Source organism: Actinomadura latina NBRC 106108, from assembly GCF_001552195.1.
Taxonomy (GTDB): domain Bacteria; phylum Actinomycetota; class Actinomycetes; order Streptosporangiales; family Streptosporangiaceae; genus Spirillospora; species Spirillospora latina.
This window is the reverse complement of record NZ_BCQS01000028.1, coordinates 74,402-95,951: the sequence shown is the minus strand read 5'-3', so window position 1 is coordinate 95,951 and position 21,550 is coordinate 74,402. Positions and strand designations below refer to the sequence as shown.

General features: G+C 72.1%; 21 protein-coding genes. 16 read left to right on the top strand and 5 right to left on the bottom strand.

The features are described from left to right. The first annotated feature begins 426 nt into the window (after nt 1-426). From ltrA to AL2_RS29240, 3 genes are all read left to right on the top strand, one after another. The gene (ltrA, locus tag AL2_RS29250; RefSeq protein ID WP_067639244.1) at nt 427-2,184 is read left to right on the top strand and encodes a group II intron reverse transcriptase/maturase; all 1,758 of its coding nucleotides are present in this window, start codon (nt 427-429) and stop codon (nt 2,182-2,184) included. Between the two features lie 101 nt (nt 2,185-2,285). Next, nucleotides 2,286-2,498 carry an ATP-binding protein gene (locus tag AL2_RS29245; RefSeq protein ID WP_067639242.1) on the top strand — a complete coding sequence of 71 codons (213 nt, stop codon included), beginning with the start codon at nt 2,286-2,288 and terminating at the stop codon, nt 2,496-2,498. A gap of 68 nt (nt 2,499-2,566) precedes the next feature. Next, nucleotides 2,567-3,436, top strand: a complete 870-nt coding sequence (locus AL2_RS29240; protein ID WP_245667021.1) for an alpha/beta hydrolase — start codon at nt 2,567-2,569, stop codon at nt 3,434-3,436. Here the strand turns inward: AL2_RS29240 and AL2_RS29235 are convergent. Further along, nucleotides 3,426-4,352 carry a LysR substrate-binding domain-containing protein gene (locus tag AL2_RS29235; protein ID WP_067639239.1) on the bottom strand — a complete coding sequence of 309 codons (927 nt, stop codon included), beginning with the start codon at nt 4,350-4,352 and terminating at the stop codon, nt 3,426-3,428. The two genes, AL2_RS29240 and AL2_RS29235, sit on opposite strands and share 11 nt — an antisense overlap. A gap of 84 nt (nt 4,353-4,436) precedes the next feature. Here AL2_RS29235 and AL2_RS29230 point away from each other — a divergent pair, with 84 nt between their 5' ends. The 8 genes from AL2_RS29230 to AL2_RS29195 all read left to right on the top strand — a co-directional run bounded on the left by AL2_RS29230 (nt 4,437) and on the right by AL2_RS29195 (nt 11,154). Next, the gene (locus AL2_RS29230; RefSeq protein ID WP_157438436.1) at nt 4,437-5,873 is read left to right on the top strand and encodes a 2-hydroxymuconic semialdehyde dehydrogenase; all 1,437 of its coding nucleotides are present in this window, start codon (nt 4,437-4,439) and stop codon (nt 5,871-5,873) included. An 11-nt stretch (nt 5,874-5,884) separates the two neighbouring features. After that, nucleotides 5,885-6,685, top strand: coding sequence for a 2-keto-4-pentenoate hydratase (locus AL2_RS29225; protein WP_281181625.1), 801 nt, complete (start codon nt 5,885-5,887; stop codon nt 6,683-6,685). After that, complete coding sequence (locus AL2_RS29220; RefSeq protein WP_067639235.1) at nt 6,685-7,428, top strand: 2-keto-4-pentenoate hydratase; 744 nt, start codon at nt 6,685-6,687, stop codon at nt 7,426-7,428. The genes AL2_RS29225 and AL2_RS29220 overlap by 1 nt, the downstream gene beginning before the upstream one ends. Beyond that, on the top strand, nt 7,425-7,862 hold the full coding sequence (locus AL2_RS29215) for a RidA family protein (protein WP_210747910.1): 438 nt from the start codon (nt 7,425-7,427) through the stop codon (nt 7,860-7,862). The genes AL2_RS29220 and AL2_RS29215 overlap by 4 nt, the downstream gene beginning before the upstream one ends. Continuing rightward, entirely contained in the window at nt 7,859-8,431 is a 573-nt protein-coding gene (locus tag AL2_RS29210) for a 3-hydroxyanthranilate 3,4-dioxygenase (RefSeq protein WP_067639232.1), read from the top strand. The genes AL2_RS29215 and AL2_RS29210 overlap by 4 nt, the downstream gene beginning before the upstream one ends. A 1-nt stretch (nt 8,432) precedes the next feature. Further along, nucleotides 8,433-9,461 (top strand): amidohydrolase family protein, encoded by a 1,029-nt coding sequence (locus AL2_RS29205; protein ID WP_067639230.1) that lies wholly within the window; start codon nt 8,433-8,435, stop codon nt 9,459-9,461. After that, nucleotides 9,458-10,762, top strand: a complete 1,305-nt coding sequence (kynU, locus tag AL2_RS29200) for a kynureninase (protein WP_245667020.1) — start codon at nt 9,458-9,460, stop codon at nt 10,760-10,762. Before AL2_RS29205 ends, kynU begins: the two co-directional genes overlap by 4 nt. A 188-nt stretch (nt 10,763-10,950) precedes the next feature. After that, the gene (locus tag AL2_RS29195) at nt 10,951-11,154 is read left to right on the top strand and encodes a cold-shock protein (protein ID WP_067639228.1); all 204 of its coding nucleotides are present in this window, start codon (nt 10,951-10,953) and stop codon (nt 11,152-11,154) included. 104 nt (nt 11,155-11,258) lie between these two features. Here AL2_RS29195 and AL2_RS29190 read toward each other — a convergent pair whose 3' ends face one another. Together AL2_RS29190 and AL2_RS29185 are read right to left on the bottom strand one after the other, a co-directional pair. Continuing rightward, nucleotides 11,259-11,921 (bottom strand): TetR/AcrR family transcriptional regulator, encoded by a 663-nt coding sequence (locus AL2_RS29190; RefSeq protein WP_067639226.1) that lies wholly within the window; start codon nt 11,919-11,921, stop codon nt 11,259-11,261. Beyond that, entirely contained in the window at nt 11,918-13,141 is a 1,224-nt protein-coding gene (locus tag AL2_RS29185) for an acyl-CoA dehydrogenase family protein (RefSeq protein ID WP_067639224.1), read from the bottom strand. Before AL2_RS29185 ends, AL2_RS29190 begins: the two co-directional genes overlap by 4 nt. A 46-nt stretch (nt 13,142-13,187) precedes the next feature. On the opposite strand from AL2_RS29185, the gene AL2_RS29180 reads away from it, so the two are divergent. Further along, nucleotides 13,188-13,949, top strand: a complete 762-nt coding sequence (locus tag AL2_RS29180) for an SDR family oxidoreductase (RefSeq protein ID WP_067639222.1) — start codon at nt 13,188-13,190, stop codon at nt 13,947-13,949. Nucleotides 13,950-13,978: 29 nt separating this feature from the next. Then, a complete protein-coding gene (locus tag AL2_RS29175; protein WP_067639220.1) occupies nt 13,979-14,935 on the top strand; it encodes a quinone oxidoreductase family protein in 957 nt (318 codons plus the stop codon). A 9-nt stretch (nt 14,936-14,944) separates the two neighbouring features. Here the strand turns inward: AL2_RS29175 and AL2_RS29170 are convergent, their stop codons facing one another. Together AL2_RS29170 and AL2_RS29165 are read right to left on the bottom strand one after the other, a co-directional pair. After that, nucleotides 14,945-15,631, bottom strand: a complete 687-nt coding sequence (locus tag AL2_RS29170; RefSeq protein ID WP_083947014.1) for a response regulator — start codon at nt 15,629-15,631, stop codon at nt 14,945-14,947. 25 nt (nt 15,632-15,656) lie between these two features. Beyond that, a complete protein-coding gene (locus AL2_RS29165; RefSeq protein ID WP_067639217.1) occupies nt 15,657-16,907 on the bottom strand; it encodes a sensor histidine kinase in 1,251 nt (416 codons plus the stop codon). A gap of 142 nt (nt 16,908-17,049) precedes the next feature. On the opposite strand from AL2_RS29165, the gene AL2_RS29160 reads away from it, so the two are divergent. The 3 genes from AL2_RS29160 (at nt 17,050) to thrS (ending at nt 21,482) form a co-directional block, all read left to right on the top strand. Next, entirely contained in the window at nt 17,050-17,682 is a 633-nt protein-coding gene (locus AL2_RS29160) for a class I SAM-dependent methyltransferase (protein WP_067639215.1), read from the top strand. Between the two features lie 52 nt (nt 17,683-17,734). Further along, on the top strand, nt 17,735-19,207 hold the full coding sequence (locus AL2_RS29155; RefSeq protein WP_067639212.1) for a sugar porter family MFS transporter: 1,473 nt from the start codon (nt 17,735-17,737) through the stop codon (nt 19,205-19,207). 289 nt (nt 19,208-19,496) lie between these two features. Then, nucleotides 19,497-21,482 (top strand): threonine--tRNA ligase, encoded by a 1,986-nt coding sequence (gene thrS / locus AL2_RS29150; protein WP_067639210.1) that lies wholly within the window; start codon nt 19,497-19,499, stop codon nt 21,480-21,482. The last annotated feature ends 68 nt before the right edge of the window (nt 21,483-21,550 follow it).

Sequence of the window (21,550 nt, the reverse complement as noted above, 5' to 3'; positions counted from 1 at the left end):
GGATCGGGATTCAGAGGGACTGGCCGTGGAGGAGCGGCAGGCGGCGACCGAGGCGTGGCGCGAGGTCGTGGAACACCGCTGTCCCCGGGGTATAGAGGGCACCCAATCCGGTCGTGTCTCAAGTGTGCGGAACATGGAAACCCCGTCCGGGTCCGGTTTCCCGATGCCGGTAAGCCGACCGTGAGGAATGCAGAATTCCCGGGCGGGACTGGGATGCCCAAGAAGCTAATGCCGGTGCTCGAAAGAGAACGGGAAAGTGGGACCGGACACCGTCCTCCGCGGTGGTCCCATATAACCGGCCGGATACCGGGCTCTGCGGCGATGCGCGGATGCCTGGACGCGAAAGCGCGCTGACGTGGGCAGGTGGGTCGTTGGAGACGACCCGACGCTGGGTGCCGGTACCGACGGACAAGTTAGGCGCCAGATATGGTGAACGGACCAGAGGGCTTCTTCGAGTGGGATGCGGTCGATTGGCGCGCCTGCGAGAAAGAAGTACGGCGGCTGCGGCAGAGAATCTTCAAGGCGACGCGAGAGCAGGACTGGCGCAAGGTCAGGAACCTGCAAAGGCTGATGCTGCGCAGCCGGTCGAACACGCTGACCAGCGTGCGACGGGTGACGCAGCACAACGCGGGCCGCCGCACGGCGGGAGTGGACGAGCAGGTCGCGCTGACGTCCAAGGCCAGGGCTCAGGTTGCGGTGGAGGTCCACCACACCCGGGGCAGTTGGCAGCCCCTGCCGGTGCGGCGGGTGCACATACCAAAAGCCGGTAGCAGCACCAAGCTGCGCCCGCTCGGCATTCCAGTGATCACAGACCGGTGCCATCAGGCACGGGTCCGCAACGCGCTGGAACCCGAATGGGAAGCTCGGTTCGAGCCCAGGTCATATGGGTTCAGGCCAGGCCGCGGCTGCCACGACGCGATCGGATACCTGTTCGCCGTGCTCGGCAAGCGAAACGCGCGGCGGGTATGGATTCTGGACGCGGACCTGGCAGCGGCGTTCGACAACATCGACCATTCTCATCTACTGGCAGAACTCGGATCGTTTCCCGCCAGGAAAATGATCCGTGGCTGGCTGAAAGCGGGAGTGTTCGAGGCGGGCAAAGGTTTCTCTCCCACCGACGAGGGTTCCCCTCAAGGCGGAGTGATCAGCCCGCTGCTGATGAACGTCGCGCTGCACGGGCTGGAGGCCGCCGCCGGGGTGCGAAACCGGGCCTCCGGAAAATCCGCCGGGATCTCCAAACGCACCACCCCGGTACTGGTCAGATACGCCGACGACTTCGTCGTCTGCTGCCACTCCAGGCAGCAAGCCGAACAAGTCAGAGCACAGTTGGCCGACTGGCTGAAACCCAGAGGTCTGGCCCTGAACGAGGCCAAGACGAGTATCGTCCACGCCTCCGACGGGTTCGACTTCCTGGGATTCAACATCCGCCGGTATCACGGAAAACTGCTGATCAAACCAAGCAAGGCGGCCATCAAAAGGCTCCGGGAACGGCTGAGAACCAGGATGCTCGCACTACGCGGCAGCAATGCCCGAGCGGTCATCCAGGAACTCAACCCCATCATCAGAGGATGGGCCGCCTACTACCGGACGGTGGTGTCGTCGAAGGTCTTCGACGACCTCGACGACTACATGTGGTGGCTCACCTGGCGGTGGGCCCGCCACAGCCACCCGGGAAAGCCGAGACACTGGCTATACCGCCAGTACTACGGCAAGTTCAACAAGTTCAGGAACGACCGATGGGTCTTCGGCCACCAGGCCAGCGGCCGCTACATGGTCAGATTCTCCTGGACACGGATCGTCCGGCACATCCCCGTCCAGGGCGGCGCATCACCCGATGACCCGGCCCTGGCCGACTACTGGGCCACACGGCGTAAGAGGACCACACCCCCGCTGGACGGCTACACATTGAACCTGCTCACCAGGCAGGACGGCCGCTGTCCGCTATGCCGGGAACCACTCCTCAGCGCCGACCAGCCGCCACAATCCCCTCGCGACTGGGAACGATGGTGGCTACAGATCAGCCGCAAGGCGATAGCCGCCAGCTACCTCACCCACCACGGTGGATCAGGCCCGCCGGACAGAACTCCCACCAGCCTCGTGCACGACTCCTGCCGCCGAAGGCTCATCGCAAGCCGACACAGGAACACCGCAGGCCGATTTGCCAAGCCCAAGAGACCCGCTTGAGCCGGATGCCGGGACAACTGGCACGTCCGGTTCTGAGGGGGCCCCGGCGCAGAAATGCGCCGGGGCTACCCGACACCGACAGCGGGCTGCCGGGAGGCGGGGTGCGGGTGTGCGTGCTGGTCTCGGCCGCGCGGCTGCGCGTGGAGGTTCGGGACGAGGGCGGTGCGCGGGGACGGCCGATCGTGCCGCCTCAGCGGGACGGGCTGAGCGAGTCCGGGCGGGGACTCATGATCGTGGACGGGCTCGCCGACCGGTGGGGGATCGTCGACGGCAAGGACGGGGTCTCCGTGTGGTTCGAGGTGGCGAGCGGATAGCAGAGTGGTGATAGCCGCCGGGGGAATCGGTATTTGTCCGGCGGCGCGGGGCGGGGGAGGGTGAGGGCGTGAGCGATGTGGACGAGTGGCCGGGCAGCGGGCTGAGCGATGAAGAGCTGGACGTCGCCTACAACGTGCGGCGGAAGGCCGGGCATGAACTTCTTGACCGGTACCTGGCCCGGTACCGGGAGGAGTCCGCGCGGGCCGTCGAAGGGCTGCCGGGGCATCGCGGGGTCGTCTTCGACGACGTGAGCGGCGAGCGGCTGGACGTCTGGGGAGTGGACGAACATGGGCTCAGGCCCGTGTTCGTCTTCTTTCACGGCGGCTACTGGTTCGCGTTGTCGAAGGAAGAGTCGTCGTTCATGGCGCGGGCTCTCCATGAGCAGGGCATCGCCACTGTGGTGCCCGACTACACCCTCGCGCCGAAGGCGACGCTGGAGGAGATCGTCCGGCAGGCGCGGGCCTCGATCGCGTGGATTCACCGGCATGGGCGCGAGTACGGGCTCGATCCCGAGCGCATCGTGGTCGGCGGCAGTTCGGCGGGCGGGCATCTGGCCGCGATGACGATCGTCGGCGGGTGGCAGGACGAGTTCGGGGTTCCGGAGGACGCCGTCAAGGCCGCGATGCCGATCAGCGGGCTGTTCGACATCCGGCCGGTCACTCGTATCTATGTGAACGATTACGTGAAGCTGGATCTGGAGCGGGCGGCGGCGTTGAGCCCCGCCTTGCTGCCGGCCGAGCACAAGTGTCCGGTGGTCCTGGTGGTCGCGGAGAACGATGGCGACGGGTTCGTGACCCAGTCGCGGATGTTCCAGCCGATGTGGGACGGCGCCGAGTTGATGATCGTGCCCGACCGGGACCACTTCGACGTCGTCCTCGATCTGGGCGATGCCGGGTCGGTGATCGGCAAGGCGCTGACCGGGTTGATCAGGCCGTGAGCGCGGCCGCCTCGTGCTGGAGATGGTCGAGCATCAGGCGGGCCGAGGGCGTCGGGGTGCGGTGCGCCGGGAGTGTCACACCGACCTGGCGGCGGACGGTCTCCAGCGGTATCGGCAGCGGCGCCATGTCGGCGTCGGTGCGGGCGACCAGTTCGGGGAGTGCGGCGATCATGTCAGTGTCGCGGACGAGGGTCCGGACGGTCAGGACCGAGGTGCACTCGACCAGGTTGCCGGGGAGCGTGAGGCCCGAAGCGCGGAAGACCTGCTCCAGTTCCGTGCGCAGGGCCGTCTGCTCCAGGGGGAGCACCCACGGGTAGGCCAGGAGGTCGGCCAGGCCGAGGTCCGGGACGGATCGGGCCGGATGGCCGTGGCGGGCGACCAGGAGGACGGGTTCGCCGTAGAGGGTGAGCTGGCGGAGGCCGCGCAGGTCGCCGATCGGGTTGAGGCGGCCGAGGATCAGGTCGATCTCGCCGTCCAGGAGGCGGGGGACCTGCGCGTCGAAGGTGGCCTCCTGGACGATCACCGTGATGCCGGGGCGGTCCTTCTTCAGCGCGGCGATCGCGCGGGGGAGCAGGACGTTGGAGCCGGCCAGGAGCGTGCCGATGGTGACCGTGCCGACGTCGCCGTCCGCCAGGCCCGTGATGCGTTCGCCGGCGCGGCGCAGTTCGGCCAGGACGGCGCGGGCGTGCTCGATGAACGCGTCCCCGAACAGGGTCGGTGTGACGCCGCGCGGGCCGCGGATGAACAGGTCGACGCCGAGGACGTTCTCCACCTCGCGCAGGCTGCGGGTGACGGCGGGCTGCGCCAGATGGAGGTGCTCGGCGGCGCGCAGGACGCTGCCGTGGTCGGCGATGGCGACGACGAGGACCAGGTGCCGGAGCTTCAGCCGTCCGTTGAGCAGGTCGATGGCGCGCATGCCGCCTTACTATCACGGGGCCGTCATAGCTCCATGGTCGATTGGTATTTGCCAGGCATAGCTCGCGGGGCACAGGATCGAGGCATGAAGGCTCAGCACTACGTCGGCGGCGTCTTCCGCGCGGACGGGCAGGGGTTCCCGCTGATCGATCCCGTGGACGGCACCGAGCTGGGCACCGTCCCCGAGGCCACACGGGAGGTCGTGGACGATGCCGTGGCGGCGGCGCGGGCCGCGCTCAAGGGCCCTTGGGGCTCGATGGGCGCCGAAGAGCGCGCCGCCGCGCTGAGGCGTGTCGCGGACGGCATCCAGGCGCGGTTCGAGGAGTTCGTCGCGGCCGAGATCGCCGACACCGGGAGGCCCCGGGCGTTCGCCGAGACCGTCGACGTCCCGCGCGCGGCCGGCAACTTCCGCGCGTACGCCGACCTGCTGTACGGACGTCCCGAGCGGGCCTACACGACACAGGTCCCGGGATGGAGCGCGGGGACCGGGCAGGCCCTCAACTACACGGTGCGCCGCCCGCTCGGCGTGGTGGCGATCGTCTCGCCGTGGAATCTCCCGCTGCTGCTGTCGACCTGGAAGATCGCCCCGGCGCTCGCTTGCGGCAACACGGTCGCCTTCAAGCCGTCGGAGGAGACGCCGTCCACCGCGACGCTCCTCGCCCAGGTCATCGACGAGGCCGGCCTGCCGGACGGCGTGTTCAACCTGCTGCACGGGCACGGCGCGGGCGCGGCGGGCGAGTTCCTCACCGGGCACGAGGGCGTGGACGCGATCGCGTTCACCGGCGAGTCCGCGACCGGTGCCGCGATCATGCGCAACGCCGCCGACCACGTCACGCCGGTCTCGTTCGAGCTCGGCGGCAAGAACCCCGCGCTGGTCTTCGCCGACGCCGATCTCGACGCCGCCGTGGACGGGACGGTCCGCTCGTCCTTCACCCACTCCGGCCAGATCTGCCTCTGCACCGAGCGCGTCTACGTGGAGTGGCCCGTCTTCGACGAGTTCGTCGGGAAACTCGCCGCGCGGGCGAAGGAACTCGACGGCTACGGTCCGATGATCTCGGCGGAGCATCGCGACAAGGTGCTCTCCTACTACCGGCTCGCCGAAGAGGAAGGCGCCACGGTCGTCGCCGGCGGCGGCGCCCCGACCTTCGGCGACGCGAGGGACGGCGGCTTCCACGTCGAGCCCACCGTCCTCACCGGCCTCCCCGAGACGGCCCGCACGGTCCGGGAGGAGATCTTCGGGCCCGTCTGCCACATCGCGCCGTTCGACACCGAGGACGAGGCCCTGGCGCTCGCCAACGACAGCCCCTACGGCCTCGCCTCCACGCTCTGGACTGCGAACCTGTCGCGGGCCCACCGGGTGGCGCCGCGCATCGAGACGGGCATCGTCTGGGTGAACTGCTGGAACCTGCGCGACCTGCGCACCCCGTTCGGGGGTGTGAAGGCGTCCGGGATCGGGAGGGAAGGGGGAGAGTACTCCTTGGACTTCTTCTCCGAACCCGTCAACGTCTGCATCCAGATCTGAGAGCGAGCCCAGTGACAACCAACATCGACGCGGCGGCCGAGCGGCTCCTCGGCGCCTACGCGAGCGGCGCGCCGTGCGCGCCCGTCCGCGATCTCATCACGACGGCGGACGACGCCTACGCCGTCCAGGACAGGGTCACCGAGCGGTGGCTCGGCGAGGGCCGCCGGCTCGCCGGACGCAAGATCGGCCTGACCTCCAGGGCGGTCCAGCGGCAGATCGGCGTCGACAGCCCCGACTTCGGGATGCTGTTCGCCGACATGGCCGTCCCGGACGGCGACGAGATCCCCGCCGGGGCCGTCCTGCAGCCGCGCGCCGAGGCCGAGGTCGCGCTCGTCCTCGAACACGATCTGACCCACGAGCGGCACACCGCCGCCGACGTCATCCGCGCGACCGCGTTCGCGCTGCCCGCGATCGAGGTGGTCGGCAGCCGCGTCCGCGACTGGGACATCACGCTCGCCGACACCGTCGCCGACAACGCCTCGTCCGGCATGTACGCGCTCGGCAACCGCCCGGTCCCGCTCAAGGACGCGGACCTGCGCCTCTGCGGCATGGTCATGGAGCGGCGCGGCCAGCAGGTCTCCACCGGCAACGGCGCGGCCTGCCTCGGGCACCCGCTGAACGCGGCGCTGTGGCTCGCCGACACGCTGGTCCGCGTCGGCCGCCCGCTCCGCGCCGGCGACACCGTGCTGACCGGCGCGCTCGGCCCGGTCGTCCCGGCCGCGCCCGGTGACGTGTTCGAGGCCCGCATCGACGGGCTCGGCGACGTCCGCGTCGCGTTCGGCCGCGTCGAGCCGGGCAGGGAGGAGTCCTGATGGTGGACGTGCACGCTCTGGCGGCGACGCTGGACGACGCCGCCCGCAACGTCCGGGCGATCCCGAAGCTGACCGGGAAGACGCCCTTCGACGTGCCCGCCGCCTACGCGGTCCAGCGGGCCGGGATCGAGCGCCGCCGCCGGAGGGGCGAACGCCTCGCCGGGGTGAAGATGGGGTTCACCAGCCGCGCCAAGATGGTGCAGATGGGCGTGGACGACGTCATCTGGGGCCTGCTCACCGACGGGATGCTCGCCGGGGCCTCCGTGGACGTCTCGCGCCTCATCCACCCGCGCATCGAGCCCGAGATCGCCTACCTGATCGGACGGGAGGTCCGCTCGGCCGCGGAGGTCGAGTCGGCCGTGGCCGGCGTCGCGGTCGGGTTCGAGGTGCTCGACTCCCGCTACGAGGACTTCAAGTTCACCCTCCCCGACGTCATCGCCGACAACGCGTCCGCGGCGCGGTTCGGGTACGGGGCCTGGCATCCGCCGCGCGACCTGTCGAACGCCGGGCTGCTGATGGAGATCGACGGGCGGCCCGTGCAGGCGGGCTCGTCCGCCGCGATCCTCGGCGACCCGGCGCGGTCGCTGCGCGCGGCCGCGCGCCTCGCGCTCGCCGCCGGGATCGCGCTCGAACCCGGCTGGGTCGTCCTCGCCGGCGCCGCGACGGCCGCCGTCCCGCTGCCGGGGGACGCGCACGTCCGCGTCACCGGCGCCGGCCTCGGCAGCGTGGAGGTGACGACATGATGGGCGACGCGTTCCTCGTGGACGGCAAGGCCAAGCCGCGAGGACGGTTCCCGCACGTCAAGCGGGCGGGCGACTTCGTGTTCGTGTCCGGGACGAGCTCGCGCCGCCCCGACGGGACGTTCGTCGGGGCGAGCGCCGACCCGATGGGCGTCACCGACCTCGACATCCGCGCGCAGACCCGCGCCGTCATCGAGAACGTCCGCGACCTGCTCGGGGCCGCCGGCGGAGACCTGCGCGACCTCGTGAACATCACCGCCTACCTGGTGAGCATGAACGACTTCGGCGGCTACAACGAGGTCTACGGCGAGTACTTCGACGAGACCGGGCCGGCCCGCACGACCGTCGCCGTCCACCAGCTCCCGCACCCGCACCTGCTCATCGAGATCTCGTGCGTCGCCCACATTCCCCGCAACGGCAAGGAGGCCGGAGCATGACCCTCCCGCAGCTGTCGTACGGACGGCCGTTCAACTTCGAGGCCTGGATCGACGAGCACCGCGACCTGCTGAAGCCGCCGGTCGGCAACGTCCAGGTGTTCGACGAGGCCGGGCTGATCATCATGGTCGTCGGCGGCCCGAACCAGCGCACCGACTTCCACGACGACCCGATCGAGGAGTTCTTCTACCAGCTCAAGGGCAACATGGTGCTGCGCGTCATGGAGGAGGAGGGCCGCCCGCCGGCCGACGTGCAGATCAACGAGGGCGACGTCTTCCTGCTGCCGCCGCACGTCCGGCACTCGCCGCAGCGGCCCGAGGCCGGGTCGATCGGCCTCGTCGTGGAGGTCCCGCGGCCGGAGGGGCTCAAGGAGGCGTTCGAGTGGTACTGCACCGAGTGCCACCACCTCGTCCACCGCGCCGAGCTGCAGGTCCGCTCGATCGTGGACGACCTGCCGCCCGCCTTCGAGCGGTTCTACGGCGGCGACCGCAAGTGCCCGAACTGCGGTGCCGTCCACCCGGGCCGGACGTGGCCGCGGACCATGACCCCGACCACCGCGCCGCGGGTCTGACATGACCGTCATCGACGTCCACGCCCACGTCTTCCCGCGGCTCGGCCGCGCCGAGGGCCGCGTCCTCGCCGACGAGGGCCAGCCCTGGCTCCGCGTCGACGGCGGCGGTACCGGCATGATGATGTGCGGCGGCGACGAGTACCGGCCGGTCGGCGAGGCGCTCTGGGACCCCGCGCGCCGCGTCGCCGACATGGACGCGGCGGGCGTGGACGCCCAGGCCGTCTCGTCCACCCCGCTCATGTTCGGGTACACGGCCGAGCCGTCCCGCGCCGCCGACTGGTGCGACCTCGTCAACGAGCGCATCCTCGCCTTCTGCGCGTACGCCCCCGACCGGCTCCTGCCGCTCTGCCAGGTCCCGCTGCAGGACCCGGCGCTCGCCTGCCAGGTGGCGACGCGCGCGAAGGCGGCCGGGCACCGCGGCGTCCACATCGGCAACCACGTCGGCGACCGCAACCTCCACGACGACGGCATCACCGCGTTCCTCGCGCACTGCGCGACGCTCGGCCTGCCCGTGCTGGCGCACCCGTGGGACATGCTCGGCGCCGACCGGATGCGCGGCCACATGCTGCCGTGGCTGTCCGGGATGCCCGCCGAGACGCAGCTGAGCATCCTCGGGCTGATGCTGTCCGGCGCGTTCGAGCGCATCCCGGCGTCGCTGCGGCTGTGCTTCTGCCACGGCGGCGGCAGCTTCGCGTTCCTGCTCGGACGGGCCGACAACGCCTGGCACCGCCGCGACATCGTCCGCGCCGACTCGCCGCGCCCGCCGTCGGAGTACACCGACCGATTCCACGTCGACTCCGCCGTGTTCGACCCGCGCGCCCTGCGGCTGCTCGTGGACGTGATGGGCCCCGAGCGCGTCATGCTCGGCACCGACTACCCGTTCCCGCTCGGCGAGATGGAGCCGGGCGCGACGATCCGGGCCTGCCCCGGGCTGGACGACGCCGACCGGGCCCGGCTGCTCGGAGGCAACGCGGAGGCGTTCTTCGCGCCCGCCCACGACCTCGTGACCACCGAAGGAATGGCCCAGTGAGCTCGCAGGACCCGAGCCCGGAGGCCGCCGTGAGCCGGGAGGACGCCGTGAGCCGGGAGGACGAGGCGCGGCGGCTCGACGAGGCCGACCCGCTGCCCACGCTGCGCGGCGAGTTCCTCGTCCCGCCCGCCCCCGGCGGAGCGTACGGGGAGGCCGCGTACTTCGCCGGCAACTCCCTCGGCCTCCAGCCGCGCAGCGTGGCGGGGCGGCTCCAGGAGGAGCTGGACGACTGGGCGCGGCTCGCCGTCGAGGGCCACACGCGGGCCCGCCGGCCGTGGGTGGACTACCACGAGCTGCTCCGCGAGCCCGCTGCCCGGCTCGTCGGCGCGCGGCCGCACGAGGTCGTCGCGATGAACTCGCTCACCGTCAACCTGCACCTGATGATGGCGAGCTTCTACCGGCCCGCGGGCACCCGCACCCGCATCGTCATCGAGGACGCGGCGTTCCCGTCCGACTCCTACGCGGTCGCCAGCCAGGCCGTCCACCACGGGCTCGACCCGGCCGAGGCGGTCGTGCGGCTGAAGCCCCGCCCCGGCGAGGACAACCTGCGCACCGAGGACGTCCTCGGCTTCCTCGAACGCGAGGGCGGCACGGTCGCGCTCGTCCTGCTCGGCGGCGTCAACTACCTGACCGGCCAGCTCATGGACATGCCCGCGATCACCAAGGCGGGCCGCGCCGCCGGCGCCGTCGTCGGCTGGGACCTCGCGCACGCCGCCGGGAACGTTCCGCTGCGGCTGCACGACTGGGACGTCGACTTCGCCGCCTGGTGCACCTACAAGTACCTCAACGGCGGGCCCGGCGCGGTCGCGGGCTGCTTCGTCCACGAGCGGCATGTGCGGGACGCGTCCGTGCCGAAGCTGTCCGGCTGGTGGGGGACCGACCCGTCCGTCCGCTTCCGGATGGACCCCGGCATCGCGGCGCCCGCGTCCGCCGACGCCTGGCAGCTGTCCAACCCGCCGATCATGGCGCTCGCGCCCGTCCTCGCCTCGCTGGAGATCTTCGACCGGGTCGGGATGGACGCGCTGCGCGCCAAGAGCGAGCGGCTCACCGGCTACCTGGCGTCCCGGCTCGCCCCGGCCGGCGGTGTGGAGATCATCACCCCGGCCGACCCGGCGGCGCGCGGCACCCAGCTGTCGCTGCGGGTCGCGGACGCCGGCGGGCTCGTCCGGCGGCTCGCGCGGGCCCACGGCGTGCTCGCCGACGCGCGGGAACCCGATGTCGTCCGGCTCGCGCCCGTCCCGCTGTACTGCACGTTCCACGACTGCCACCGCGCCGCCGAGGCCCTGGCAGATCTTGTTTAGGTGTGTCGGTGCATAAGTCGGGCCGGTATCGGGTAGGTTCGGACCCGTTGCACGATGACGTCGGCCACGCCGGCGTCGGGCAGTCTCGAAGCGTTTTTCCGGGTGACCGGCGGACGTGGGATGAGTCCGCTTGCAGCCCGGTCCGCCGCCCGGCGGGCCGGTGAGGTTACACCAGAAGGAAAAACAGCATGGCCGAAGGCACCGTGAAGTGGTTCAACGCCGAGAAGGGCTTCGGGTTCATCGCGCCTGACGGCGGCGGCCCGGACGTGTTCGTCCACTACTCCGCGATCACCACCAACGGATACCGCAGCCTGGACGAGAACCAGCGCGTCGGGTTCGAGATCACCCAGGGCCAGAAGGGCCCGCAGGCCGAGGGCGTCTACCCGCTCTAAGGCACTGATCTGACCCACGTCAGGCCGGGGACGCTCGCCGTCCCCGGCCTTTCGCATGCGCGGGCGCCGGCCGCCCTCGGCCTCGTCCGCGACGCCGTGTCCGGCTAGGGCTCCCTGGCCAGGCGCTCGCCCGCCCGGAGCCGGTCGAGGCCGAGCCAGATGAACTCCACCGCCATCTGCTCGGCGCGCTCGCGCGGGGTGTCGGGGTGCTCCAGCCACCACGACACCATCGACAGCATCGACCCGTACATCAGCGGGACGAGCAGCCGGGCGCGGTGCTCGTTGACCTCCAGCGCGGCCGGGGACAACGCCGGGTCGGCGCGGCGGCGGCGCAGCAGCAGGTCGGCGAACGCGGTGCCGAGCCGGTCGCGCAGCTCCCGCAGCTCCAGCCCCACCTCCGGCTTGTCCAGATGCCGGACGACCAGTGCCCACGCGTCCGGCTCCGCGGTGGCGTAGTCGAACAGCACCCGGATCATCGCCCGGATCCCGTCCGCCGAGCCGTGCGCGGCGAGCACCCCCTCGTTCAGCCGCGCGGTGAGCTCGCCGACGATCGCCTCGGTGACCTCGGCGAACAGCTCCTCCTTGGACGCGAAATGCTGGTACAGCAGCGCCTTGGACACCCGCGCCGCCACCGCCACGTGCTCCATCTGGGTCAGGTGGTAGCCGCGGCGGCCGAACTCGGCGAGCGCGACCTGCAGCAGCTGCTCGCGCCGCCGGGCGTACGGCATCCGCCGCCGCACGCCCGCCTCCCCCGTGTCATTGGTCATGTGCCGAGGTACGTGCCCAGCTCGGCGCGGGCCACGGAGCGCACGTGCACCTCGTCCGGGCCGTCCGCGAGACGCAGCGTGCGCAGGCCCGCCCACATCGCGGCGAGCGGGGTGTCGCCGCTGACGCCGGCGCCGCCGTGCACCTGGATCGCGCGGTCGACGACGTCCAGCGCGACGCGCGGTGCGATCACCTTGATCGCCGCGACCTCGGACCGGGCCGCCTGCACGCCGAGCTTGTCGATCATCCAGGCCGCCTTCAGGGTGAGCAGCCGGGCCTGCTCGATCGCCATCCGCGACTCGGCGATCTGCTGGCGGACGACGCCCTGCTTGGCCAGCGGGCCGCCGAACGCCACCCGCGACACCGCGCGCTCGCACATCAGCTCCAGTGCCCGCTCGGCCATCCCGATCGCGCGCATGCAGTGGTGGATGCGGCCGGGGCCGAGCCGGGCCTGCGCGATCGCGAAGCCGCCGCCCTCCTCACCGATGAGGTTCTCCACCGGCACGCGGACGTCGGTGAAGGTGATCTCGCAGTGGCCGTGCTGGTCCTGGTAGCCGAACACGGGCAGCGACCGGACGACCTCCACGCCGGGCGTGTCGAAGGGCACGAGGACCATCGACTGCTGCCGGTACGGGTGCCCGTCCGGGTCGGTCTTGCCCATGAGGATCATGACCTTGCAGCGGGGGTCGGCGGCGCCGCTCGTCCACCACTTGCGGCCGTTGACGACGTAGTGGTCGCCGTCCCGCTCGACGCGGGTGGAGATGTTGGTGGCGTCGGAGCTGGCGACGTCCGGCTCGGTCATCGCGAACGCGCTGCGGATCTCGCCGTCCAGCAGCGGCCGCAGCCACCTCTCCTTCTGCTCGGGCGTGCCGAACAGGTGCAGGACCTCCATGTTCCCGGTGTCGGGCGCCGCGCAGTTGGTCGCCTCGGGCGCCAGGCCGGGGGAGCGTCCCGTCACCTCGGCGAGGGACGCGTAGTCGGTGACCGACAGGCCGTGGGCGGGGTCGTCGGCGTCGGGGAGGAACAGGTTCCACAGGCCGCGCTTGCGGGCCTCGACCTTGAGGTCCTCGACGATCTGGGGGACGTGGTGCTCGCGGCCCGCCGCGTGCAACTCGGCCCGCTGGGCCGCGTAGACCGGCTCAGCGGGGTAGACGTGGGAGTCCATGAATTCCTGGAGGCGGCCGAGGTACTCCTGGGCCCGCTCGCTCAAACCGAAGTCCATTCCGCTAGAGTAACTGACGAGTCAGTTACTTCGGGAGGGAGTCCCCATGGCAGCCTTCGACGGCACGGGCTTCGACGGCACGGGCAAGGTCGCGCTGATCACGGGCGGATCCAACGGCATCGGGGCCGCGGTGGCGCGCCGGCTCGCCCGCGAGGGCGCCCGCGTGGTGCTCGCCGACGTCGACGTGGAGGCGGGGGACGCGCTCGCGAAGGAGCTGGACGCGGTGTTCGTCCGCTGCGACGTGCGCGAGCCCGCCGACAGCGAGGCCGCCGTCGCGGCCGCCGTCGAGCGCTTCGGCGGCCTGGACGTCGCGTTCCTCAACGCGGGCGTCGCCGGCGGCGGGGGAGTGGGCGACGACTTCGACCTCGCGGCCTACCGGCGGGCCATGGGCATCAACCTCGACGGCGTCGTGTTCGGCGCGCACGCCGCGCTGCCCGCGCTGCGCGCCCGCGGCGGCGGCGACATCGTCTGCACCGCCAGCATGGCGGCGCTCACCGCGACGCCGTTCGACCCCGTCTACGGCGCCAACAAGGCCGCCGTCGTCGGCCTCGTCCGCGCGCTCGGCCCCACGTTCGCCGCGGAGGGCATCCGGGTGAACGCCCTGTGCCCCTCGTTCGCCGACACCGACATCCTCACCCCGCTGAAGGGGCACCTCCAGGAGACCGGCTTCCCGATCCTGCACGTGGACGACGTCGTCGAGGCGTTCATGGGCATCCTGGGGGCCGACGGGGCGGGCGAGGCGTGGTACGTCGTGCCGGGCCGCACGTCCGAGCCGTTCAAGTTCCGCGGCGTCCCCGGCCCCCGCTGAGCCGTCCGCCCGAGACCGACAGGAGAGACATGCGCGCGATCCAGATCACCGAGTTCGGCGGGCCCGAGGTCCTGACCGTCACCGAGCTGCCCGACCCGTCCGCCGGGCCCGGGCACCTGCTCGTGGACGTCTCCCGGGCCGGTGTCAACTACGCCGACACCCACCAGGCCGAGAACAGCTACCTGTCGGCGTCCACGCTGCCGATGGTGCCGGGCGGCGAGGTCGTCGGCACCACCGCGGACGGCCGCCGCGTCGTCGCGCTCGTCGGCACCGGCGGCTACGCCGAGAAGGCCGTCGCGCCCGAGGCGCTGGCCTGGGACGTCCCCGACGCCATCGACGACGTCACCGCGCTCGGCATGATCGTGCAGGGCGCGTCCGCGTGGGTGCTGCTGCGCCGCAGCACGCACCTCGCGCCGGGCGAGTCCGTCGTCGTGCACGCCGCCGCCGGCGGGGTCGGGACGCTCGCCGTCCAGCTCGCCAAGGCGTGGGGCGCCGGGCGCGTCATCGCCACCGCCTCCTCCGAGGAGAAGCGCGACCTCGCCCTCGACCTCGGCGCCGACGCCGCGATCGACGCCAACGAGCCCGACCTGAAGGACGCGCTGATCGACGCCAACGGCGGGAAGCGGGTCGACATCGTCCTGGAGATGACGGGCGGCGCGGTCACCGACCAGAGCCTGCGCGCCCTCGCCCCGTTCGGGCGCCTCGCCTTCTACGGCATGGCATCGCGGAAGGAGCCGTCGCCCGTCCGGCCGGCCACGCTGATGGCGCACTCCACGACGATCTCCGGCATGTGGCTGGCGCACGTCTTCCAGCTTCCCGGCGACGTGATGCGCACCGCGCTGGAGGAGCTGTTCGGCCTCGCCGCCGGCGGCCGGCTCCGCGTCATCGGCGGCGGCGAGTACGGGCTCACCGAGGCGAGGCGCGCGCACGAGGACATGCGGGCGCGCCGCACCGCCGGCAAGCTCGTCCTGGACCCCTCGCGCTGACCCGCCCCGCTAACCGACGAGGCCGTTCTCGTAGGCGTACACGACGGCCTGGGTGCGGTCGCGCAGCGCCAGCTTGGTCAGCACGTGCCCGACGTGCGTCTTGATCGTCTGCTCGGCCAGCACCAGCTCGGCGGCGATCTCGGCGTTCGACAGCCCGCGCGCGATCAGCCGCAGCACGTCCAGCTCGCGCGGCGTCAGCCCCGCGGTCGCCTTCGGGCTCGGCCGCTGGTGCCGGCGCCGGCGCGCGAAGTCGCCGATCAGCCGCCGGGTGATGGACGGGGCGAGCAGCGCGTCGCCCGCCGCCACGATCCGCACGCCGTTCACCAGGTCGGCCGCCGAGGCGTCCTTCAGCAGGAACCCGCTGGCGCCCGAGCCGAGCGCCTCGTAGACGTACTCGTCCAGGTCGAACGTGGTGAGGACGAGCACCTTCGGCCGCGCACCGGCCGGGTCGGCGCCGGTGGCGCGGCTCGCGCCGGGGTCGCCCACCAGCTCGGCGGTGGCGGCGAGGCCGTCCATCTCCGGCATCCGGATGTCCATCACGATCACGTCCGGGTCGAGCCGGCGGCCCATCTCCACGGCCTCGCGGCCGTTGCCCGCCTGCCCGACCACCTCGATCTCCGGGTCGGAGGACAGCAGCGCCGCGAGCCCGTCGCGGATCATCACCTGGTCGTCGGCGATCAGCACCCGAATCGTCACGATGCCAACCCTACGGCGGCGAAGATCAGTCCGCGTCTCCATAGGGCAACTCGGCCGCCACCGACCACCCCTGGCCGTGCGGGCCGGCGTCGAGGCGGCCGCCCAGCATCGAGACGCGCTCGCGCATCCCGACCAGGCCGTGGCCGCCGCCCTGCGACTCCTCCGGCGCGCCGCGGGCGCCGTCGTCGGTGACCGACACCGACAGCGCCTCCGGCCCGTACTTCACCTCGACGTGGACGCGCGACCCGGGCGCGTACCGGGACGCGTTGCTCAGCGACTCCTGGACGATCCGGTACGCCGACAGGTCCACGCCGGCGTTCAGCGGACGCGGCATGCCGACCACGACGGTCGCGACCGACAGCCCGGAGCGGCGGGCGGCGGCGACCAGGTCGTCCAGCCGGTCCAGGCCCGGCTGCGGGGCCCGCTCGGCGCCCTCGTCGTCGGAGCGCAGCAGCCCCACGACGCGGCGCGTCTCGGTGAGCGCCTCGCGCGCCGCGTCCCGCACCACCCCGAACGTCCGCAGGGCGGCGTCCGGCAGGTCGGGGATCTTGTAGGGGGCGGCCTCCGCCTGCATCGCGATCACCGACATGTGGTGCGCGACCACGTCGTGGAGCTCGCGGGCGATGCGGGCGCGCTCCTCCAGCACCGCCTGCCGGGCCAGGTCCTGCCGGTGCTGCTCCTCGCGGCGGCGCAGCTCCTCCACCGCGGAGTGCCGCCCGCCGACCGCGTCGCCGAACGTCAGCGCGACCGCCGCGATCCCCGCGAGGATCATGGCGAACCAGCCGGGCGTGCCGAACAGCACGGCGGGCAGCAGCACCCCGGCCACGGTGACCGCGCCGACCCCGACGGTGGTCTGCCGGTCCGAGCCGACGCCGGTGAAGAACAGGATGACGACCAGGGCCAGGATCGCGGTGACCGGCCACGGCATGAAGCCCTCGCCGTGCCGGACGAGCACCGTGAGCAGCAGGCCGAACGACGCGACCCGCCAGGCGGCGAGCGGCCACCGGACCGCGAAGATCAGCGGCGTCGCCTGCAGCACGCCGAGCGGCCAGGCCAGCCCGGACGCCATGCGGTCCTGCTGGATCGCGATGGCGATGGATCCCGCGGTGAAGCCGATCGTCATCCCGGCGAGCAGCAGCAGGATCGGGACGCGCAGCACCAGGCGCCCGGGCAGCAGGGTGACGGGCGGGCCGTCCCCGCCGGGCAGCAGGGCGGAGTGGACGCCGGCGAGCAGCCGGGTGCGGCCGGCCGCCGCGGCGCGGTCTGGATCGTTCATCGACTCGGAGCCTAGAACCCGCGGCGGCCGGACGGCCTGACCCGGAGGAGGGAGATCCGACCCGCCCCTCGGGTATCACCGCTGAGCAGCGCCGCCGCGCGGCGATCTTGCGGTGGCCGGGACGGCGGCGGAGACTGCGTGGATGACCGACCTGAACCATCCGATCTTCGCCCGGTTCTACCCGCGGCTGGACGCCGGCTGCGCCCGGGCGGGCGGCGACGCGCACCGCGCCGAGCTGCTCGCCGGGGCGTCCGGCCGCGTGCTGGAGGTGGGCGCCGGATACGGGGCCAACTTCGCGCACTACCCGCCGGAGGTCACGGAGGTCGTCGCCATCGAACCCGAGCCGCGGCTGCGCGCCAAGGCCGACCATGCCGCCGGCCGCGCGCCCGTCCCCGTCACGGTGCGTCCCGGCGTCGCCGAGGACCTCGACGTGGACGACGCGTCGTTCGACGTCGCGGTCGCGTCGCTCGTGCTGTGCTCGGTGCGCGACCCCGTCCGCGCCCTGGCCGAGCTGAGGCGCGTCCTCAAGCCGGGCGGCGAGCTGCGCTACTACGAGCACGTCCGGGGGAGCACGCCGGGGAAGGTGCGGTTCCAGCGGTACGCCGACGCCGTGTGGTGGTTCTTCGCGGCCGGCTGCCACGTGTCCCGCCCGACGGACGAGTGGATCGCCGGATCGGGCTTCACCGTGCGGACCGAGCGGCGTTTCGACTTCCCGGAACCCGGCCGCGGGAACCCCGCCTCGCCGCACGTGCTCGGAGTCGCCGTCCGCGACTGAGGGGCGCCCGGACCCCCGCATAAGGTCCGCCTCCCGGGGAAGATCAGGGCCCATGACGACCTCGGGCAGCGTGCCGCGACCACCGGACGATCCGGACGACCCGGAGCGGGACCGCCCCTCGCACGCCACGGCCACCGCCGTGCTGCTCGCCGGAGCCGCCGCCCTCGGCGGCTTCCTGTTCGGCTACGACTCCTCGGTGATCAACGGGACCGTCGACGCCCTCAAGGACGAGTTCCGGCTGAGCGGCTTCGCCGTCGGCTTCGTCGTGTCGTCCGCGCTGCTCGGCTGCGCCGCCGGCGCCTGGTTCGCCGGGCCGCTCGGCGACCGGATCGGCCGGGTCCGGGTGATGCTCATCGCGTCGGCGCTGTTCGTGATCAGCTCGATCGGCTCGGCGCTGGCGTTCAACGCGGCCGACCTGACCGCCTGGCGGCTGGTCGGCGGCCTCGCCATCGGCGCGGCGTCCGTGATCGCGCCCGCCTACATCGCCGAGATCGCCCCCGCCGCGCTGCGCGGCCGGCTCGGCTCGCTGCAGCAGATGGCGATCGTCCTCGGCATCTTCGCGGCCCTGGTGGTCGACTACGTCATCGCCCGCGTGTCCGACGGCGGCGCGTCCGGCGCGTTCCCCTGGGGCGGGACCGCGTGGCGCTGGATGTTCGCCAGCGCCGTCGTGCCCGCGGCCCTGTACGGGGCGATCGCCCTGACGATCCCCGAGTCGCCGCGCTACCTGGTCAAGAAGCGGCGGACGTCCGACGCCCGGCACGTGCTGCGCCGGGTCATGGGCCACGGGGACGTGGACGCCAAGATCCGGGACATCGTCAGGTCGGTCGCCGAGGACCGGCCGGTCCGGCTCGGGGACCTGCGCGGAAGCCGGCTCGGCCTGCTGCCGATCGTCTGGGTGGGGATCCTGCTGTCGGTCTTCCAGCAGTTCGTCGGCATCAACGTGATCTTCTACTACTCGACCTCGCTGTGGCAGGCGGTCGGGTTCTCCGAGAACGACGCGATGCTCACCTCGGTGATCAACTCGGTGGTGAACGTGGCGTTCACGCTGGTCGCGATCGCGCTGGTGGACCGGATCGGGCGGCGCCCGCTGCTGCTCTCCGGTGCCGCCGGGATGGCCGTCTCGCTCGGTGCCCTGGCGGTCTGCTTCGGCACCGCGCCCGTGGTGGACGGGGAGCCGAGCCTCGGCAGCGTCGCGGGGCCCGTCGCGCTCGTCGCGGCCAACGTCTTCGTCGCCTCGTTCGCCGCGACCTGGGGGCCGGTCGTCTGGGTGATGCTCGGCGAGATGTTCAACAACTTCCTCCGCGCCTCCGCGCTCGCCGTCGCCGCGGCCGCGCAGTGGATAGCCAACTGGATCGTCACCACCACCTTCCCCGGCATCTCGGGCTTCTCCCTCGCCCTCGCCTACGGCATCTACACGGCGTTCTCCGTCCTCGCGTTCCTGTTCGTGCTGCGCGCCGTCCCCGAGACGAAGGGGCGCGAGCTGGAGGACATGGACCAGCTCACCGCCCCGCGGGCGCGCGGGTGACCGTCCGGCCGTGTGCGCCGCCTGGCCCGGCCGGTTACAGTGGTGTCATGCCGTACGCGTCCGCCGAGACGACGACGCCGGGTCTCTCCCGGCGCGAACGCGGCATGTCCTGACATTGCATGCGGAAGGGCCCCGGGAGCGATCCCCGGGGCCTTTCCGCTTTCCGGGGACCGCTGCGGGCCCTCCCTGATGAGAGGAGCACACGATGGAGCCGGATGCGTCCGGGGCCGACCCCGAGTCGATAGCATCGGAACCCGCTGATTCCAGCCCACCATCGCGAGGAGTACCCGTGTCCACCGTGCCCGAACTGCGCATCACCCTCGACGGCGGCGAGCGGGCGGTCCCGGCGGGCACCACCGCGGGCGAGGCGCTGGACGCCGACGGCCGCACCGTGATCGCCGCCCGGGTCAACGGAGAGCTGCGCGACCTCGCCGGCGAGCTGCGCGACGGCGACGCCGTCGAGCCCGTCGAGATCGGCTCGGACGACGGCCGCGCGATCATGCGCCACTCCGCGGCGCACGTGATGGCGCAGGCCGTGCAGGAGCTGTTCCCCGAGGCCAGGCTCGGCATCGGCCCGCCCGTGGAGAACGGCTTCTACTACGACTTCGACGTCGCCGAGCCGTTCACCCCCGACGACCTCAAGCGCATCGAGAAGCGGATGCGCGAGATCGTCAAGCAGGGCCAGCGGTTCTCCCGGCGCCCCGTCTCCGACGACGGCGCCCGCGCCGAGCTGGCCGCCGAGCCCTACAAGCTGGAGCTGATCGGGCTGAAGGGCTCCGGCCCCGTCGAGGACGCCGCGGACGGCGCGAACGTCGAGGTCGGCGCCGGCGAGCTGACCATCTACGACAACCTCGACGCCAAGTCCGGCGAGCTGCGCTGGAAGGACCTGTGCCGCGGCCCGCACCTGCCGTCCACCCGCGTGATCCCCGCGTTCAAGCTGATGCGCTCCGGCGGCGCCTACTGGCGCGGCAGCGAGAAGAACCCGCAGCTCCAGCGGATCTACGGCACCGCCTGGGAGTCCCGCGACAAGCAGGACGAGTACCTGAAGTTCCTGGAGGAGGCCGAGAAGCGCGACCACCGCCGGCTCGGCGCCGAGCTCGACCTGTTCTCCTTCCCGCCCGAGCTCGGCAGCGGCCTGCCGGTCTTCCACCCCAAGGGCGGCATCATCCGCAAGGAGATGGAGGACTACATGCGCCGCCGGCAGCAGGAGGCCGGCTACGAGTTCGTCAACACCCCGCACATCACCAAGTCGTCGCTGTTCGAGATATCCGGCCACCTGCCGTACTACGGCGAGGACATGTTCCCGCCCTTCGAGGTGGACGAGGTCGAGTACCGGGTCAAGCCGATGAACTGCCCGATGCACAACCTGATCTACCGGGCGCGCGGGCGGTCCTACCGGGAGCTGCCGCTGCGGCTCTGCGAGTTCGGCTCGGTCTACCGGTACGAGAAGTCGGGCGTGGTGCACGGGCTCACCCGCGTGCGCGGCATGACCCAGGACGACTCGCACATCTACACCACCAAGGAGCAGATGGGCGAGGAGATCAAGTCACTGCTGGGCTTCGTGCTCAGCGTCCTGCGCGACTTCGGCCTCGCGGAGTTCTACCTGGAGCTGTCCACCCGCGACGACTCCGACAAGTTCATCGGCGACGAGGCCGACTGGGCGGAGGCCACCGCGGCGCTGCGCCAGGCGGCCGAGGAGTCCGGGCTCGACCTCGTGGACGACCCGGGCGGCGCCGCGTTCTACGGGCCGAAGATCTCCGTCCAGGCCAAGGACGCCATCGGCCGGACCTGGCAGCTGTCCACCATCCAGCTCGACTTCAACCAGCCGAAGCGGTTCGGGCTGGAGTACCAGGCCGCCGACGGCACCCGGCAGACCCCGGCGATGATCCACCGCGCGCTGTTCGGGTCGGTCGAGCGCTTCCTCGGCGTGCTCGTCGAGCACTACGCGGGCGCGATGCCGCCGTGGCTGTCGCCGGTGCAGGCGGTCGGCATCCCGATCGGCGACGCGCACGTCCCGCACCTGGAGAAGGTCGCGGCGCGGCTGCGCGAGCGCGGCGTCCGCGGCGAGGTCGACACCTCCTCCGACCGGATGCAGAAGAAGATCCGCAACGCGCAGAAGCAGAAGATCCCCTACATGCTGCTGGCGGGCGACGACGACGTGGCCAAGGACGCCGTGTCGTTCCGGTACCGCAGCGGCGAGCAGAAGAACGCCGTCCCGATCGACGACGCGGTCGACGAGATCGTCAAGGCCGTCGAGGCGCGCGTGCAGATCTGAGGCGCCGCCGAACAGGAGGGGGCCGTGCCCGCCCCGCGCGGGTACGGCCCCGGTCCGGATCGGCTCAC

Bases quoted from the DNA above. Each gene is read 5' to 3' on its own strand.
- ltrA (WP_067639244.1), top strand. From the start codon at position 427: ATGGTGAACGGACCAGAGGGCTTCTTCGAGTGGGATGCGGTCGATTGG.
- AL2_RS29155 (WP_067639212.1), top strand. From the start codon at position 17,735: ATGACGACCTCGGGCAGCGTGCCGCGACCACCGGACGATCCGGACGAC.
- AL2_RS29195 (WP_067639228.1), top strand. From the start codon at position 10,951: ATGGCCGAAGGCACCGTGAAGTGGTTCAACGCCGAGAAGGGCTTCGGG.
- AL2_RS29175 (WP_067639220.1), top strand. From the start codon at position 13,979: ATGCGCGCGATCCAGATCACCGAGTTCGGCGGGCCCGAGGTCCTGACC.
- AL2_RS29235 (WP_067639239.1), bottom strand. From the start codon at position 4,352: ATGCGCGCCATCGACCTGCTCAACGGACGGCTGAAGCTCCGGCACCTG.
- AL2_RS29185 (WP_067639224.1), bottom strand. From the start codon at position 13,141: ATGGACTTCGGTTTGAGCGAGCGGGCCCAGGAGTACCTCGGCCGCCTC.
- AL2_RS29160 (WP_067639215.1), top strand. From the start codon at position 17,050: ATGACCGACCTGAACCATCCGATCTTCGCCCGGTTCTACCCGCGGCTG.
- AL2_RS29215 (WP_210747910.1), top strand. From the start codon at position 7,425: ATGATGGGCGACGCGTTCCTCGTGGACGGCAAGGCCAAGCCGCGAGGA.
- AL2_RS29205 (WP_067639230.1), top strand. From the start codon at position 8,433: ATGACCGTCATCGACGTCCACGCCCACGTCTTCCCGCGGCTCGGCCGC.
- AL2_RS29220 (WP_067639235.1), top strand. From the start codon at position 6,685: ATGGTGGACGTGCACGCTCTGGCGGCGACGCTGGACGACGCCGCCCGC.
- AL2_RS29190 (WP_067639226.1), bottom strand. From the start codon at position 11,921: ATGACCAATGACACGGGGGAGGCGGGCGTGCGGCGGCGGATGCCGTAC.
- AL2_RS29230 (WP_157438436.1), top strand. From the start codon at position 4,437: ATGAAGGCTCAGCACTACGTCGGCGGCGTCTTCCGCGCGGACGGGCAG.
- AL2_RS29180 (WP_067639222.1), top strand. From the start codon at position 13,188: ATGGCAGCCTTCGACGGCACGGGCTTCGACGGCACGGGCAAGGTCGCG.
- AL2_RS29210 (WP_067639232.1), top strand. From the start codon at position 7,859: ATGACCCTCCCGCAGCTGTCGTACGGACGGCCGTTCAACTTCGAGGCC.
- AL2_RS29165 (WP_067639217.1), bottom strand. From the start codon at position 16,907: ATGAACGATCCAGACCGCGCCGCGGCGGCCGGCCGCACCCGGCTGCTC.